We start from the raw sequence: 16,534 nt of genomic DNA, 5'->3' as shown, positions 1-16,534 counted from the left end.
TCAGACGTCGCCTCGGGAGGACAGCCCCGACAGTGCAGTGAAACTGCGAATTGGAAGTACATGATGTCGGGGATCCCACAGCGAGGCGGCTTCTGAGGTTCCGCCACCCGCACCGCAACGCAAACCTCTTCTGGAACAGTCACTTGGTCAGCAGCGGCACCATCTGGTCGATGGCATAGGGGATCGACAAAACGGTGTTGAAGGAGAACGCCGCGCCGACATCCGGGTTCTCGTACGGCACGAAGATGTCGCGGCCCTCCTGGTGCACCTTGAGCCGCTGGTACAGCGGTTCCGCCCTGATGCGGTCGTTGGCCTGCTCGCTTGACGTGACCCACACCAGGCGGTCGACGTCGAGCATCGGCAGCTGCTCGGAACTCATCTTCAGCGTGTTGGCACCGGCCTGCGCCTGCCGGTCGATGTCCGCGACGAGCGGGAAACCCAGTTCCTTGAAGAACAGGGCCTTCGCGTCGGTGCTGGTGAACGCGTCGTACACCCCGGCCTCGAAGCTGTCGGCGACGGCCAGCGTCTGCTGGGCCCACTCGGGGTGCTGCTGGCGGACGTCGGCGAACTTCTGCTGCGTCTGGTTGATCAGCTCGGTCATCTTGGCCTCCTGGCCGAGCGCCTTGCCGACCTGCAACGACAACGCCTGCCACGGCGCCAGGTAGGGCTGGTAGCCCTTGGGCTGGGCGACGACCGGAGCGATCTGCGAGAGGGTGTCGTACTGCTCCTTGCTCATGCCCGAATAGGCCGCGATGATCAGGTCGGGGCGGAGCTGCGCGATCTTCTCCATGTTGTACTCCTCGCGCTCACCCACGATCTCGGGCTGGGTGCCGCTCCACAGGTCCTTCGTCCACGGCCATTTGCCGTACGGGCGCTCCTTGAACCAGTCCACGACGCCGACCGGCTTCACACCGAGCGCGAGCGCGGCGTCCTGATCGGACAGTCCGAGGGTTACCACTCGGCTCGGTGGCGACTTGATCTCAGTCGTCCCGTACAGGTGCTCGACCGTGACCGGGAAAACGCCGCCCGGCACGGCCGAGGGCGCATCACCACCAGCACCACCGCTGGCACCGCAACCGGCGAGGATCGCGGTCAGCACCATCGCGACCAGCATCGCTGGCAGGCGCAACCACGCCTTCGCCGGTTTGAGGGAAATGAGGGACATCGAGATCTACCTTCCTGCTTCTCTCACACAACCGTGTTGCCACTGACCGCGTACGCGGCAGTCCGCCCGTTCCCCCAGGCACGCCGCCGGTCCAGCACCGACTGAAGAATCTCCCCGGATCGCACGGCGTTGTTCGACAGCAGCGAGGACGTGATTCCGTGCGTGTGCTCGGTGCACCCGCCTTGCAGGTAGACCCCACCGGTCACGGCGGGCGCGGTCCGGACCCGGTAGTCGCGCTCGATGAGCAACCGGTCCTGCTCGTCGCGGGCGCAGTGGTGCGCGACATCCCCGAGCAGCGGCAGCGCATCGGACGGCTGGTAGCCGGTCGAGCAGACCACGACATCGGCGTCGAGCACGGTGCGCTCGCCGGTGCTGAGCGAGTCGACCGTGACGCGCACTCCGTTGTCCGCCTCGGCGACGTCTGCCACGCGCGACACGTTGAGGATCCGCAACCGCTGGCCCCCGAGCACCTTCTCGCGGTACACCCTGCGGTACAGCTCTTCGATCAGGTCGAGGTCGACCACGGAATAGTTCGTGTTTGCGTGGTAAGCCATGATCTGCCGCTTGACGTCCTCGGGCGCCCCGTAGAAGGCATCCACCGCCGCCGGATCGAATACGCGGTTCGCGAACGGGCTGTCGTCCGCCGGGCTGTAGCCGAACCTGGCGAACACCGAGCACACTTCGGCGTTCGGGAACCGCTCGTGCAGGAAGGCCGTCACTTCGGCGGCGCTCTGCCCGGCGCCGACCACGACGAACCGCGACACCTCGTCCGGCTCGACGCCGTCGACGCGGTGCAGCAGCTCGCAGTTGTGCCACACGCGGTCGGAAGCCGCCACCCCGTCGGGCAGCCTCGGCCGCAGGCCGGTCGCCACGACCACGTTGCGCGCCCGGTACACCTCACCGGTCGCGGTCTCGACGTCGAACAACGCCAGCTCGGCACCGTCCAGGACCGGCCGCACGGCGACGACGTCGTGCCCGTAGGACACCATGTCGTCGACCTGTGCCGCCGCCCACTCGAAGTAGTCGTGGAACTCGATGCGCAGCGGGAACAGGCTCTTGTGGTTGATGAAGTCGACCAACCGGTCCTGCGCGTGCAGGTACGACAGGAAGCTGAAGCGGCTGGCGGGATTGCGCTGGGTCACCAGGTCCTTGAGGAACGAGACCTGCATGGTCGCGTCGTCGATGAGCATCCCGCGATGCCACCCGAAGCGCTCCTGCCGCTCCAGGAAGTGCGCCGTGACGGTCTCCTGGCCTGCGGCGTTGTGCTCGCTCACCGCGATCGCCAGCGCCAGGTTCGACGGGCCGAAACCCACTCCGACCAGGTCGTAGACGGGTGTACCGCTGCGCAGCCGTGCCTCTGACATGCCTGTCCCATCGCCGTGATCAGCCAAACAGAGGCAACCCTAACCTAACTAAGCCTTACCTCAGATAGTCCTTTCGGAGTGATCCTCATCCCGCTCGACAGCCTTGTGCAATTAGGCAAGCCTTGCTTGACTAGCGCCGGTTTGGCGTCGTCCGGGGAGGAGCCCCATGCGCATCGTGATGTTCGGCTACCAGACGTGGGGGCACCGCACCCTCCAGGCTTTGCTGGACTCGGAGCACGAGGTCGCGCTGGTGGTCACCCACCCGAAGTCCGACCACGCCTACGAGAAGATCTGGGCCGACTCGGTGGCCGACCTGGCCGCGCAGCACGGTGCCGAAGTGGTGCTGCGCAACCGCCCCGACGACGAGCTGACCGCCCGGCTCCGCGAGATCCAGCCGGACCTCATCGTGGCCAACAACTGGCGGACGTGGATCCCACCGGAGATCTTCACGCTGCCGCGCCACGGCACGCTCAACGTGCACGACTCGCTGCTTCCCGCGTACGCCGGTTTCTCCCCGCTGATCTGGGCGCTGATCAACGGCGAGAAGGAGGTGGGCGTGACGGCCCACATGATGAACGACGAGCTGGACGCGGGACCGATCGTGCTCCAGCGCGCGGTCGAAGTGGGGCCGCGGGACACCGCGACGGACCTGTTCCACAAGACGGTGGATCTCATCAACCCGCTCGTCACCGAAGCGGTCGCGCTGATCGCCTCCGGCCGCACCGACTGGACACCGCAGGACCGGACGAAGGCCAGCTTCTTCCACAAGCGCTCCATGGAGGACAGTCGGATCGACTGGACGTGGCCCGCCGAGGACATCGACCGACTCGTGCGAGCGCAGTCCGACCCGTACCCGAACGCGTTCACCTTCCACAAGGGCGAACGAATCCGGCTGCTGCGAGCGTCGGTGTCGAAGGCGAGGTACGGCGGCACGCCGGGACGGATCTTCATCCCGGAAGGCGACGGCGTGGTGATCACGGCTGGCGCGAACGCCCGCTACGGCCAGAACCCCGGCCTGGTGATCGAAAGACTGCGCACCGAAGACGGCATCGAACACGCGGCAACGGACTACTTCCAAAAAATGGGCGGCTACCTCACCCCCCACCCCTGAACCCGGATGCACCAGGTCGTGAGTGCTAAGGGCCGTCAGAACGACCATTACCGCTCACGACCAGCGCGAAGCACGTCAACCGCTCCTTGCCGCTTTGGCCAAGAGAGTCGAAAGCAGCGTGAAGTTCGGAATCGCCACTTTCCTCACCCGGCGCGTTGCTGCCAACGATGCCGGAATCCGCCACGCTCCGAAAACTCGACGAGTTCGCCGCCCTCATCGCCCGCTACCGGAAACTGAACAGCAATCGTCCACTATGGATACCGAACATACCGGTGCCCCGGCCGATCGTGACGGCCGGGGCACCGGGATTCCGGCTACGCGGCCTTGACGTTCACCGGCACGGTGGTGGTAGCACCGTTCACCGTCACCGTCAGCGCACCGCTGCCGGAACGCAGTGCGGTTAGCACTCCGGTGCGCGGGTCGTAGCTGGCGATGTCGAGCGGATCAGCCTGCTCCACCGGACCGACGTGGACACCTTGCGCACCGGACCAGTCCGCACTCACCGGGTACGCGACGGGCACCGCGGTGCCGTGCTGGGTCACCGTTGCGTGCACAGTGGTCGTCGTACCGGTGCGCAGTTCTCCGATCGGATCGAGGGCGAGGCCGTCGACGTGCGGTCGGAACTCGACGCGCAACCACGGCCGCTCGGAACGCGATTCGGGCGCCGTGCGGTGCCGGTCGGCCTCCGGTGCTCGCTCGCCGTTCGGGTCGATGCCCACCAGCGACCAGCCGTTGAACCCGCCGTCGGTCGGCAGCGTCGATGGCGTCTTACCGGCGTTGCCGTTCACGATGTACGGGACGCCGTCGACGCTGTTCGCCGAGAACGAACCGACATGCCCGCCGATGAAGGCCGCGCCCTTTCCGGTGTCGCGGCGGAAGTCGGCCAACCACTGCTCGACCACCTCGGCTTCGGTTCGATCGGTCAGCTGGCTGTTCTGCAGCGGCGAGGGGTCGCGCGGCGGGTGGTGCCACATCGCGACGACGCCGTTGATGTTGGCGTCCTTCGCCGCGCCGTCGAGGGCCCCGCGCAGCATCGTCCACTGGTCGAACCCGCCGCCGCCCAGGGTGCCCAGCGACGAGTCGAGCAGCACGAACCGCGTGCCGTTGTGGTCGAAACTCCGGTGCGTCTCCCCGAATTCGGCGCGGAAGTTCGCCTGGTTCCCGGAACCGTAGACCTCGTGGTTGCCGGGGTTGTAGTACCACGGCACCTTGTCGCCGATCTCCTCGTCTATGACGCGGTGCGCGAGCGCGAGGTCCTCGGGATATCCGGTGTCCACCCAGTCACCGTTGATGACGATGAAGTCCGGGTTCGCCGCCACCGCTTCGCGCAACGTCCGCCGGGCCGCTTCGACCAGCGGGCTGTTCGGGTCGGCCGCGATGAACTGGGCGTCGGAGACCACGGCGAAGCGCCAGCGCCGGTCATCTCCGGCCACCGAGCCGTCCTGCACGACGACCGGGTCTTCCACTCGCGGTGAGGCGGGCACCGCCACCTGCGGCGCCACCTTGGCCGTGATGTCGTCGACGAGCACGGATCCGGTGTACTGGCGGGTCGCGGACGTCTCGATCGTGTAGAACCGGGTCACCGTCACCGGGAATGCGACGGTCTGCGGAATCGGCACCTCCACGTACTGCCATCCGGTCCAGGTGATGTAGGGGCCGTACAGCGACTGCGAGGTGCCTTCGGCGTCGACGATGGTGAAGGCGGTCCACTCGCCCTTGCCCTCGCCGTAGACCCATGCGCCCACCGAAAGCGGCTGGCCGGGCAGTTGGATGGGCGCCGGAGCAGTTGCGTAGGCCGTCCGCGTCGCGGTCGACTGCGTGAAGTCGTACGACAACTTCAGCGCGGGGCCGCCGTCGCGGCCGGTGGCGGGTTCGACCGAGCCGCTGCCGCGCGCCGTGCCGAACTTCCACTGCGCGGCGTCTGCGAAGTCGGCGACCACCACGTCGTCGAGGCCGACGCTGACCGGCACGTGGGTGACGACGCCGCGCACTGTCGCGGTGACGACGGAACCGACGCGGTCGGCTTTCGCCCGGACCTGGAAGGTGCCCTCGGCCGTGGGCGTGATGTCCAACTGCGAGCGGTCGTAGTCCAGCTCGACGTCCGCCGGATCGATGGGCGCCTGGAACCCGTCGCGGTCATAGCCGACGATGCCGAACGTCCCGGTGGCCTGCGGATTCGCCAGCACGACCTTGTCGATGTCGGCTCGCGTGCGGGCGAGCGGGCCGAGCACCGTCACCAGCAGCTTCCCGGACGCCTGGTGGTCGTTCGCGATCACCTCGGCGTCACCGGAGTTCGCGGCGGTGAACGTGCCGTCCTTCCCGATCTGGCCGACGGTGGCGGGTTGCACCTGCCAGTGCGGGTCGGCGGCCACCGGCGCGTACGTCTCGTCGTAGCCGAGCGCGGCGAGTTTCCTCGTCAGGCCGGGGAAAACGCGGCTCAGCGACTCGTCTTCCTCGTCGGCGGCGGGCACCACGCGCATGCCGGTGAGGCGACCACTGCCCTGCGCGGCGAAGAGCGCCAAACCGTTCGGGACAGGTCGCTCGGCGCCATCGGAGGGATCGTTCTCGACGTCCACACCCGGCTCGCCCGCCTCGCGGGCGACCAGCGTCGAGGATCCGCCGCCGTCGAGGTTGAGCGCGTCATCGGCGCCGAGTTCTTTCATGAACGCGCCGAGTTCCTGGTAGGTCATGCCCCGGCTCTCGCGGGTCCGGCCGTCGATGGTGACCAGGAACATCTTCCTGCCGTCCGCCGAGAATCCGACCGACGTGCGGGGATGCACCGCTTGGTCATCCTGCGGCTGCACAACGCCGTCACGCAGCAGGACCGTGTTCCCGCCTACCGCGAAGGACATCTGGCCGTCGTCGGAGCGCGGCGCGTAGTTCAGCGACACAGCGTCGCCCACCCGCAGCGGTTCGAGCGCGTCCGCCCCGGCGTCCAAGCCGACCAGCACGAGCGAATTTTCCGCGATAGCGCCGGAACCGGCCTCGGTCGCGACGGTCGTCACCTTGCCGTCGACGACGGTCACTTCGCGGACCCGGCTCGCACCGGCCGTCGCGGGCGCGCGGGTGTAGGAGCCCCACAGCGAGGTGTACGCGCCGATTCCGCCAGGTGGGAGCTGGTGCTGGTTGAGCCCGTCGAGGCGCGCGGTGCGCGGCCCCGGCATGGACACCGACCCTTCGAGGAACATCTCGGTCATCCGGCCGATGCCCTGGGCGTCGATGCCGACGGCGTGGTTCCAACCCGGCACCGGTCCCTTGACCATGCCGTCCTTGGACAGGCCGACACCCAGCGGCGCGGTGGAGTTGTTGATGTCGAAGAAATCCCCGTTCACGGCCGCAACGGCGTGTTCGCGTTCGGCCTGCTGGGAAAGTGCCTCGCCCTTGGCGACCTCACCTGGGAACAGGTAGTCACCGGACAGGCCCTGGGTGCCGAGATCGGCGACGAGCGCATCACCGCGCAGGAACCCGGCAGCATCCAGCCACTGGAAGGAGCTCAGCTCCAGTCCTGGCGCCACCGGCCGCTCGGTCTTGTCGATCATGATGCGCTGGCCACCGGAATCCCCGAGGACCAGGCTCGGCTCGTCGAGCCGAGAGGACGCCGCCGGAGTACGGCCCGCGGATGGATCCGCGCCGAGGAGGGCCGGGGCGGAATCGATCGGGGAGTCGCCCGCGCCAACGGGCTCGGCGAGAGCAGGTGCCACCGAGCCCATGACCAGGGCAGCGGAGAGAGCACCGGCGCCGAAGAGGCGCATGGTCGTAGTTCTCACGGGCGGAAATCTTCACCGAGCCCGTCGCCACTGCTGCGATCTCGCCATGGCCAACAGGAAAACACTTCACCAACGTCAGAAGCCGGTTGCGACACGGCTTTCCGACAGATCTCGGCACGTGGGGCACCAACCGACCGCAGTGTTCGGGCGTCCTCGACCGGTGCAGTCTTCGAGGACCACCCGACAGATCCAGCACGGTGCCACGAACAGGATGCGCCACAAGCGCGTCGACGAGCACATCGGCGACGTAGCTCAGCTGGGGCTCGGCGACGTCAACGTTCAGGTCATGCGCTGGCCCCGCCGTCCAGGACGAGGTCGTGTCCGACGGCGAAGCTGGATTCCGGGGAAGCAAGCCAAAGCACCGCCGCGGTGGCTTCGTCCAAGGTCCCGACGCGGCCGATCGGCAGCGCCGTCTTCATGCGTTCGGCCTGATCGGCCTCGGTCTCACCCGGCCGCCGGGACATGGACGTTTCGATCGGCCCTGGGCTCATCGCGTTGATGCGGATCCCGTCGCCGATGTAATCCCTGGCCGCTGTGCGGGTCAGGATGCTGACCGCCGCTTTGGAGGCCGCATACGCGCCCACCGACGCGGGGCGCAGGTGGACGCCGAGATTGGAGGCGGTGTTGACGATGACACCGCCACCGTGGTCTCGCATGTGGGTGATCTCGTATTTCATCGACAGCCACACACCCGTGAGGTTGATGGCCATCAGGTTGTTCCAGTCCGCTTCGTCGACGTCGGCGACCGTCCCGGCTGTGAAGACACCGGCGTTGTTGAACGCCACGTGCAATCCGCCGTGCTGTTCCACGGTGCTCGCCACCAGCCGGGCCACGTCAGCGGAGCTGGAGACATCGGCGGTGATGGCGCTGCCGGACCCGCCGTCCTGCTCGATCTGTTCGAGCGTCTGGGCCAACGACTCCGGGTTGCGTCCGGCGACGACAACGGTGGCACCTTCGCGGGCGAACGCGACAGCGGCAGCGCGGCCGATGCCGGATCCGCCGCCGGTGACGAGGACGACCTTGTCAGCAAAACGGATACTCATGATTCCCGCTCTGTTCCTTCCTGATCTTCAACTGCGACGGCTGCCGTCCACGCCCTCGCGGACTCGACCAGTGCACTCCCAAAATAGATCGATCGTTCTAGTTTGACAGCATGCCAAAACACCCCACACGGCGAGGGGCGCTACCGGAGGACTGCCATGGCCTGCTCGGCGGCGTCACGCAGCCGCGCCGGATCGGGATCGGCCCGGCCGAGCACCCGGATGCCCTGCAGCATCACGAGGAAGAAGCGCGCCAGCGCGCGCGGATCCCGGTCGGCGGAGATCTCCCCCTGCGCCCGCGCCCGCATCAGCGCCGAGACCAACGCGGTCTCCAGCGTGTCCCAGCTCAACTGGACCCATCTGGCCACGTCCCGGTCCCGCGCCGCCAGTTCCACTGCCGCGTTGACCACCATGCAGCCCCGATGGCGCTCGTCGGCCAGGGATTCGGCGACATACGCGTCCACCAGCGAGCGCAGCGCTGGCAGCACGGGCCCCGGCTGCGACAACCTCCCGACCACGTTGGGATCCTGCGCCCGCAGATACCGGTCGAGCGCCTTCAGGTACAGCTCGCGCTTGCCACCGTAGGTGGCGTAGATGCTGGCTCGCGCAATACCGAGATGCGCGACCAGATCCGCCATCGAGGTCGCCTCGTAACCGCGCTCCCAGAACAGCTCCAACGCCCGCTGCAGGACCACATCCGGATCGAACTCCTTCGTCCTGACCACCGGCCAACGCTAACCCAAACTAGAACGGATGGTCAAATACGCGTACCGCGCGAAGCCGGAATGATCCGCACCGGGCACGGCCGTGTACCGCAGCGTGACCTCGTTGGGCATCAACCACCTCGCGATGCATCGGGGTTGGCGCGCGAAATCGCCAGCCCCGCCCCGGATTCCCCGGTCAACGTCCGTCAGCGTGGCACTCAGCGCCCACCGGTCCCACGCGACGTCCAGAAATGTCGTGGGCGTCGGGTTTCGGGATCGTCTTCTCCTCGGCGACATGTGCGGAGGGACAAACGCCAAGCTGCCGTTCACATTGGGCTCCTAGCTTCGGCCGCATGCCTGGTTGTGATTTCTCTCGCCGAGAACTTCTTCGTTGGTCCGCTGTCGTAGCCGCATCCGCGCCGCTTCTCGCGATGGACCCCGCCCGCGCCCTCGCCGCGACCGCTCCGGACGGCTCCACGGATGGTGTGACCCCGGTCAACCTGGAACTGGTCACACTCGCCGAAGACCACGCGGTCATCACCTGGTACACCGGCGTGGCTGGCACCGACGACGGGTTGGGGCGCATGGTTCCCGCCCCGTCCGACGGCGAGGTGCGCTACGGCACGAATCCGCGGCGCCTGAACCGGGTGGCCTACGGGATTTCTGACAACACGCCGTACCACTACGTCGAGCTGACCGACCTCGAACCGGGGCAGACCTACTACTACCAAGCGCGTTCCAACGGGAAGTTGGCCGCGCCGATGCAGTTCACACTCATCGCCGGAAACGCGGTGGGCACCTCGACCTACGGGTTCGACACGGGCGGCCCCTACTCGTTCACCACCCCGCACGCTCCGGAGGGCAGCTACCTGTTCTCGCTCGTGCTCTGCAACGACCTGCACATGGGCGAGACCCAGGCTGGCCTGGTCGGCGGCCAGCCGCAGTACATCGGGATCATGCAGGAACCCGGCCTGCCGCCGTACCCGGAGGTCATGCTGGAATCGCTGGTCCAGGACGTGCGGAGCTTCGACCCCGCCTACCTGCTGGGCGCTGGCGACATCTCCGCCGAAGCGCTGCCGACCGATCTCAGCCGGGCCGGTCAGCTGCTGTCCGGGTTCGGCGAGTACCAGAAGGATTACTTCATCACTCGGGGAAATCACGATCGTGCGCACATCGGTGACGCCTATTCGACGTGCCGAGTCGGTCAGTGGCAGGGCAACGACTGCTTCCACGACGCGTACTTCCCCGGCGACCAGCCGACGTACTTCTCCACGGACCTGTCCGGTCTGCACGTGGTCGGCCTGGACACCTACGACAAGCCGGGCAGCGGCGGCGATGCCGGTGGCATGTCGCCGGACCAGCTGGCCTGGTTCCAGGCCGACCTCGCGGCCCACCGCGACCAGCCGACCATCGTGTTCGGACACCACCCGCTGGTCGTGCAGGACTCGGCTTTCCCCATCACCCCGAGCAAATCGCTGGACGCCGCCCAATCATCATCCATATTGGACTCGTACGCGAAGACGCCGGGAGTGTTCCTGCACCACGCTGGCCACACCCACCGCAACCACCGCACGGTCAGCCCGGCCGCGCCCGGTGTGACGCTGCAGGAGGTCGCAGCGGCCAAGGAATATCCCGGTGGGTTCTCCATCCTCCGGCTGCACACCCACGGCTACGCGCTGAACTTCTACAAGTCGCGCAGCGAACTCGCGCGCCGATGGAGCGAGCGCAGCCGCCAGGAGATCATGGGGACCTGGTCGCAGTACGCGTTCGGCAACACCGTGGCGGACCGCAACACCGTGGTCGCCCGAGACCTGACCGGCCTGCACCGCCCGCGACGGACCCACATCCACACCCCATAGGGTGAAGAGTGAGGGGCACCCTTAACCAACTTACTTGGTAAAGGGTGCCCCTCACCTCGAAATCCGTGCGCGCGACTATCGGCGCTCAGGGTTTTTGGTGACGATGGCTTCCCAGGGGCGGAGGTGCACGGACTTCGGTAGCACCGGTGGTGTGTGGAGGTAGTTGCCGATGATCAGCCGGGCTCCGGACCATTCGTCAACGGCGTGGTCGGGGACGTCGATGTCGTGCGACGAGAAGTTGGCCAGCACCAGCAGGCCGCTCTCGGCCGACGTCCGGGTGAACGCGAAGATCGTTTCGTCGTCGGGGAGCAGCAGCGTGTAGGCGCCGTCGGTGACGAGCGGTTCGGTCTTGCGCAGCTCGATCAAGGCGCGGTAGTGCGCGAGGACCGAGTCCGGATCCTTCTCCTGGGCCGCGGCATTGATGCTGGTGGAGTTCGGATTGACTGGCAGCCAAGGTATTCCGGTGCTGAATCCGGCGTTTTCCGTGTCGTCCCACTGCATCGGCGTCCGCGCGTTGTCGCGTGAGCGTCGGCGAAGCGCTTGCAGGACGCGCTCCGGAGGCTGGCCGAGCCGTTGCGTCGCCTCTGCGTAGTGGTTGCGCGACTGGATGTCGGCGAAGTCATCGATCGAGTCGAAGGGCATGTTCGTCATGCCCAGCTCCTCGCCCTGGTACACGAAGGGCGTGCCACGGTGCAGGTGGAGCACGGTGGCCAGCAGTTTGGCCGACTCATCGCGGTAGGTCGTGTCGTCACCCCAGCGCGACACGACGCGGGGTTGGTCGTGGTTGTTCCAGTACAGGCTGTTCCAGCCCTGTTCCGCCAGCCCGGACTGCCAGCGCTCCAGGGTCCGTTTCAGCGCGACCAGGTCGAGCGGGCGCATGTCCCACTTGTCCCGCCCGCGGTCCAGCTCGACGTGCTCGAACTGGAACACCATGTCCAGCTCCGCGCGGGCGGGATCGGTCAGCAGGCGAGCCTGCGCCACCGACGTTCCGGGCGTCTCGCCCACCGTGAGCAACTTGTCTTCCCGCCCCGCGAACACTTCTCGATGCATCTCCCGCAAGAACTCGTGCAGCCGCGGACCGTTCGCATACAGCGCCTCGGCGTCGCCGTAGGGGGCGCCGTCGGCAACCGGCGCGTCGGGGAGTTCGGCGGGCTTGGCGATGAAGTTGATGACGTCCATCCGGAAGCCGTCGACGCCGCGGTCGAGCCACCAGCGCATCACCTGGTGGATCTCCCCGCGCAGTTCGGCGTTCTCCCAGTTCAAATCCGGTTGTTTGCGGGAGAAGATGTGCAGGTAGTACTCGCCGGACTGCTCGTCGAACTCCCATGCCGGACCGGAGAAGCGCGATCCCCAGTTGTTGGGCTTCTGCCGCCACCAATACCAGTCCCGCTTCGGGCTGTCCGGGTCGCGCGAGGCCACGAACCACGGGTGCTCGTCCGAGGTGTGGTTGACGACGAGGTCCATCACCACGCGGATATCCCGCGCATGCGCCGCCGCGATCAGCTCGTCGAAGTCCGCGAGGGTGCCGAACATCGGGTCTATGTCGTAGTAGTCGCTGATGTCGTAGCCGTTGTCGTCCTGCGGGGATCGGTACACGGGGCTGAGCCAGACCGCGCCGATCCCGAGGGCGGCGAGGTAGTCGAGCTTGCCGATGATGCCGCGGAGGTCGCCGATCCCGTCGCCGGTGGAGTCGGCGAAGCTCCGCGGATAGATCTGGTAGACGGTGGCGGTGCGCCACCAGCGCGGCGTGGCGCGCGCGAGCTCAGTCATGCGACGGCACTTTCTCGGGGGCTGGTGGGAAGGGCGGTCAGGCGAAGACGATCTCGTCGGCGTCCGCCCGGGAGAGGTCGATTTCCATGCCGAGGCCGGGTTCGTCGTTGGGCCGCAGCACGCCGTCTACCGGTTCCACCGGATTCACGAGGAAGAACTGGTGAATCGCGTTCCACTTGACGAGGTGCTCCTGGTACGGGGTGTGCATCGGCGACTGCGTCAGGGAGAAGTGCAACGTCGCCGCCGCGGAGTGGCCGTGCGGGATGGTCACGAGGTCGTGCGCGGTCGCGTAGGCCGCGATCTTCAGGGTTTCGGACAGGCCGCCGCACCAGTAGATGTCCGGTTGGACGACATCAAGCGCACCGGTGTCGATGAACCGCCGCATGCCCCACCGCGTGTACTCGTGTTCACCACCGGCCAGCGGGATCCGCAGCCGTTGCCGCAGCTCGCGGTAGCTGTCGATGCGGTCCGGCATCGCTACTTCCTCCAACCAACGAGGCCGGTAGGGTGCGATCCGCGCGGCGAGCTCGGTGACGTAGGAGACGTCCATCGACTGCCAGCAGTCGAACATGATGTCGTAGTCCTCGCCGACCGCTTCCCGAACCGTGCGCACCAGGTCCACGTTCGCGCGCAAGCCCTCGTACCCGCTGGCGGGACCATGCCGGAAGAACCACTTCTGGGCGCGGTACCCGCGTTTCTTGTACTCGATGGCCCGTGCCCGCACGCGGTCGAGATCGCGCACCGAGAACCCCAGCATCGATGCGTACGCGGGCACCTCGTCGCGGGTGGGACCGCCGAGCAGGCGGTACACCGGCTGGCCGAGCAGACGGCCGCGAAGATCCCACAGCGCGCAGTCGACGGCGCTGATGGCGAGCATGGTCGCGCCTTGGCGCCCGTGGACCTGGGCGCGGTGCATCTGGTCCCAAAGCTTTTCGCCAGCGATCGGATCTTGGCCGGTCAGCAGCGGCCGCAGCTCCCGCGCGACGATCCACGCGACGGTTTCCGGCACTGGACCAGCGCGCCCCAGCAGCCCGTCGTCGGTCTCGATCTCGACGAAGTGGGCGATGAAGGCGAACCCGTCGGGAGTCTGCACGCCGCCTTCGTGGTCGTCGCGGGTGCGGTACTCCGGGTAGACGTCGATCGGACGGACCAGCCGCTCTTCCCAGTGGTCGCCGTCGGTGGGCATGGTCGCCCGGACGCGGCGGAGCCGGATGTCGGTGATGACCACGGCTACACCGCCTGACCGGAGGTCGGCGCCTCAGTTCGCCGCGTCGGCCGCCAGACGGTGAGGATGATCGTCAACGCGATCATGGACAGCACCGACATGCCAGCGAGCCAGAGCAAGCCGCCGTTGAAGTCGCCGGTCTTCTCGTGGATGGCGCCGATGACGGCGGGGTTGACGACGCTGGAGAGGTTGCCGAGCGCGTTGATGAGCGCGATGCCGCCAGCGGCCGCCGCCCCGGTCAGCATCGCGGTGGGCAGGCCCCAGAAGACCGGCAGGACACCGAACACCCCGAAGGACGTCACGCACAGCATCGCCAACTTGATGATCGGCACGCTGAATTCGGCCGCACCCACCAGGCCCACCAACGAGATGGCGAGTGCCAGGTAGAGGCTGAACGCGCGTCTGCCGGACCGGTCGGCGAGGCGGCCGAGCACGAGCATCCCGACCAGGCCGAACAGGTACGGGACGGCGGCGATGAAGGTAGTCGCGGTGTTGCTCAGCCCGAACGGCTTGAGGATCTGCGGCAGGAAGGTGCTGACAGCGCCGTTGAGGTTGGTCAGCCCGTAGTAGGCGACCGCGAACATGATCACCTGAGCGCTGAGCAGGACCTTGAGGAGCCCGTGGCCGCGACCGCTGGTGGCCTCGCGTTCGCGTCGTTCCCGCGCCAACGTCTCGACCAGCCAGGTCCGCTCCTCCGCGGTCAGGAACTTCGCCTTCTCCGGTGTGCCCGGCACGACGAACGGGATCAGCACGCCCAGCAGCACCGCTGGCAGTCCCTCGATGACGTACAGCCACTGCCAACCGTGCAGGCCGAGCCATCCTTCGAGGTTGAGCAGCAGACCCGACAACGGTGTGCCGATGATCAACGCGATCGGGATGCCCGCGGTGAAGGCGGCCATGATGCGACCGCGGTAGGCGGCGGGGAACCACAACGTGAGGTAGAAGATCACGCCGGGGAAGAAGCCAGCCTCGGCGGCGCCGAGCAGGGCGCGGGCCACGTACAGGCTCGGCACGTCCCAGACCAGGGCGTGGGCCGCGGCGATGATCCCCCAGGTGACCATGATGCGCGCGAGCCACCACCGGGCCCCGAACCTGGCGAGCGCCAGGTTGGACGGCACCTCCAGCACGACGTAGGGAACGAAGAAGACGCTGGCCGCCACACCGAAGGCAACGGCGCTGATGCCCAGGTCGGCGTTCATGGTGAGCGCGGCGATCCCCAGGTTGGCGCGGTCGATGATCGCGATGAAGTAACCGGCGATGAGAACGGGAAGCAGCCTCATCGACAGCTTCCGGACGATTTGCGACTCGGACATCGACCCTCCGTTGGGTTTTGCAGGTGGCACCTGAAGTGCCGGCCGAGACAGTACCGGAAACGTTTTCGGCGCGGTAGTGGCTCCACATGGCAAGATGGGCGCGTGGGACGGAAGGGCGGAATCGGAATCCGCGAGCTAGCCGCAGAGCTCGGCATGTCGATCAGCACGGTCTCCCGAGCGATGAACTCGCGGGCCGAGGTGAGCGCCGAGACGCGGGCGCGGGTCAGGGCGGCCGCCGAGCGGCTCGGCTACCAGCCCAACCACTCCGGGCGCACGCTCCGCCGGGGCATCACCGGCACCGTGGCGCTTGTCATGCAAACGAATACCGCCCGCACGGAGATGGGCGAGACCTTCTACTTCAGCTTGTGCAACGGGCTCCAGCAGGTACTGGCCACGCAGTCGCTCGACCTGATGCTGCTGCCCGTGGGGCCGTCGACCGATCCCGACCAGTTCCTGGTCAACGCGGTGGACCGGCACGTCGCCGATGCCTTCATCATCTCCAACACGCGTCCGGCCGATCGGCGCGTCGAGTTCCTAGCCGAGCGCGCGGTTCCGTTCGTCACGCTCGGTCGGGGCGGTACGGCCGAGCATGCGTGGCTCGATCTCGACTTCGAAGGTGTGGCCGCGCAGTCGGTCGAGCGACTCCTCGCGCTCGGCCACGAACGGATCGCGCTCGCCTCCGACGACCGCGACATCAACAGCACGTCGGAGTTCATCCACGGCTACCGGCGGACCCTGGCCGAGCACGACGTGCCGGTGGAGCACACCTGGGAAATCCGGGTTCCGGACTCCCCCGAAGGCGGCGCAATGCTGGCGGAACACCTGCTGGAGATGCCGGTCTGCCCGACGGCGGTGGTGCTCGCCCAGGAAACCCTGGCGCTCGGCCTGTACCGGCGACTGCACCGAGCGGGGGTGCGACCGGGACGGGACCTGGCGGTGGTCGGCTTCCGCAAGAACCCGGTCTGCGAGTACCTGGAGCCGTCCCTGACCAGCTTCGAGGTTTCCCTTGAGGACTACGGAAAACGACTCGGCGAAATAGTCCTCGACCAGCTGTCACCGAGCGGCCGGGGCGAATGCGGCAGGCAGGAGGTGTGGTCGATGGCGGTGGCACCTGGCGACAGCGACAGCTACTCGCCGCGCACCACGCGGCGCCTGATGAGCGGCAGCACCACCGCCGCGCGGTGATGAGCACCGCTGGGCAAACCTGCGCGTCCCG

The 16,534-nt window shown here is 67.4% G+C and carries 11 protein-coding genes; 3 read left to right on the top strand and 8 right to left on the bottom strand.

Features of this window, described 5'->3' with window-relative positions; genetic code table 11:
- Positions 1–139: 139 nt before the first annotated feature.
- Entirely contained in the window at positions 140–1,165 is a 1,026-nt protein-coding gene (locus tag MOQ72_RS08365; RefSeq protein ID WP_242181630.1) for an iron-siderophore ABC transporter substrate-binding protein, read from the bottom strand.
- A 23-nt stretch (positions 1,166–1,188) separates the two neighbouring features.
- A complete protein-coding gene (locus MOQ72_RS08360; protein ID WP_242181628.1) occupies positions 1,189–2,529 on the bottom strand; it encodes a lysine N(6)-hydroxylase/L-ornithine N(5)-oxygenase family protein in 1,341 nt (446 codons plus the stop codon).
- A 166-nt stretch (positions 2,530–2,695) separates the two neighbouring features.
- On the opposite strand from MOQ72_RS08360, the gene MOQ72_RS08355 reads away from it, so the two are divergent.
- The gene (locus MOQ72_RS08355) at positions 2,696–3,640 is read left to right on the top strand and encodes a methionyl-tRNA formyltransferase (protein WP_242181626.1); all 945 of its coding nucleotides are present in this window, start codon (positions 2,696–2,698) and stop codon (positions 3,638–3,640) included.
- A gap of 314 nt (positions 3,641–3,954) precedes the next feature.
- Here the strand turns inward: MOQ72_RS08355 and MOQ72_RS08350 are convergent, their stop codons facing one another.
- From MOQ72_RS08350 to MOQ72_RS08340, 3 genes are all read right to left on the bottom strand, one after another.
- Positions 3,955–7,407: a phosphodiester glycosidase family protein gene (locus MOQ72_RS08350; RefSeq protein WP_242181624.1), complete on the bottom strand. Its 3,453-nt coding sequence runs from the start codon at positions 7,405–7,407 to the stop codon at positions 3,955–3,957.
- 284 nt (positions 7,408–7,691) lie between these two features.
- Positions 7,692–8,450: an SDR family NAD(P)-dependent oxidoreductase gene (locus MOQ72_RS08345; RefSeq protein WP_242181622.1), complete on the bottom strand. Its 759-nt coding sequence runs from the start codon at positions 8,448–8,450 to the stop codon at positions 7,692–7,694.
- A 140-nt stretch (positions 8,451–8,590) separates the two neighbouring features.
- Positions 8,591–9,172 carry a TetR/AcrR family transcriptional regulator gene (locus tag MOQ72_RS08340; protein ID WP_242181619.1) on the bottom strand — a complete coding sequence of 194 codons (582 nt, stop codon included), beginning with the start codon at positions 9,170–9,172 and terminating at the stop codon, positions 8,591–8,593.
- A gap of 410 nt (positions 9,173–9,582) precedes the next feature.
- Here MOQ72_RS08340 and MOQ72_RS08335 point away from each other — a divergent pair, with 410 nt between their 5' ends.
- The gene (locus MOQ72_RS08335; protein ID WP_242181616.1) at positions 9,583–11,010 is read left to right on the top strand and encodes a purple acid phosphatase family protein; all 1,428 of its coding nucleotides are present in this window, start codon (positions 9,583–9,585) and stop codon (positions 11,008–11,010) included.
- A gap of 75 nt (positions 11,011–11,085) precedes the next feature.
- Here the strand turns inward: MOQ72_RS08335 and MOQ72_RS08330 are convergent, their stop codons facing one another.
- From MOQ72_RS08330 to MOQ72_RS08320, 3 genes are read right to left on the bottom strand one after another with little or no spacing between them, the layout of a single operon-like run.
- On the bottom strand, positions 11,086–12,780 hold the full coding sequence (locus tag MOQ72_RS08330) for a glycoside hydrolase family 13 protein (RefSeq protein ID WP_242181614.1): 1,695 nt from the start codon (positions 12,778–12,780) through the stop codon (positions 11,086–11,088).
- Positions 12,781–12,817: 37 nt separating this feature from the next.
- Entirely contained in the window at positions 12,818–14,008 is a 1,191-nt protein-coding gene (locus tag MOQ72_RS08325) for an enolase C-terminal domain-like protein (protein ID WP_242181612.1), read from the bottom strand.
- Between the two features lie 2 nt (positions 14,009–14,010).
- Positions 14,011–15,318, bottom strand: a complete 1,308-nt coding sequence (locus tag MOQ72_RS08320) for an MFS transporter (protein ID WP_242181610.1) — start codon at positions 15,316–15,318, stop codon at positions 14,011–14,013.
- Between the two features lie 102 nt (positions 15,319–15,420).
- On the opposite strand from MOQ72_RS08320, the gene MOQ72_RS08315 reads away from it, so the two are divergent.
- On the top strand, positions 15,421–16,503 hold the full coding sequence (locus tag MOQ72_RS08315) for a substrate-binding domain-containing protein (protein ID WP_242181608.1): 1,083 nt from the start codon (positions 15,421–15,423) through the stop codon (positions 16,501–16,503).
- The last annotated feature ends 31 nt before the right edge of the window (positions 16,504–16,534 follow it).

Origin of the sequence: Saccharopolyspora soli, from assembly GCF_022678645.1 — a bacterium.
Classification (GTDB): domain Bacteria; phylum Actinomycetota; class Actinomycetes; order Mycobacteriales; family Pseudonocardiaceae; genus Saccharopolyspora; species Saccharopolyspora soli.
Note: the sequence above shows the minus strand (reverse complement) of the source record. Positions and strands in the feature narration are given on the sequence as shown.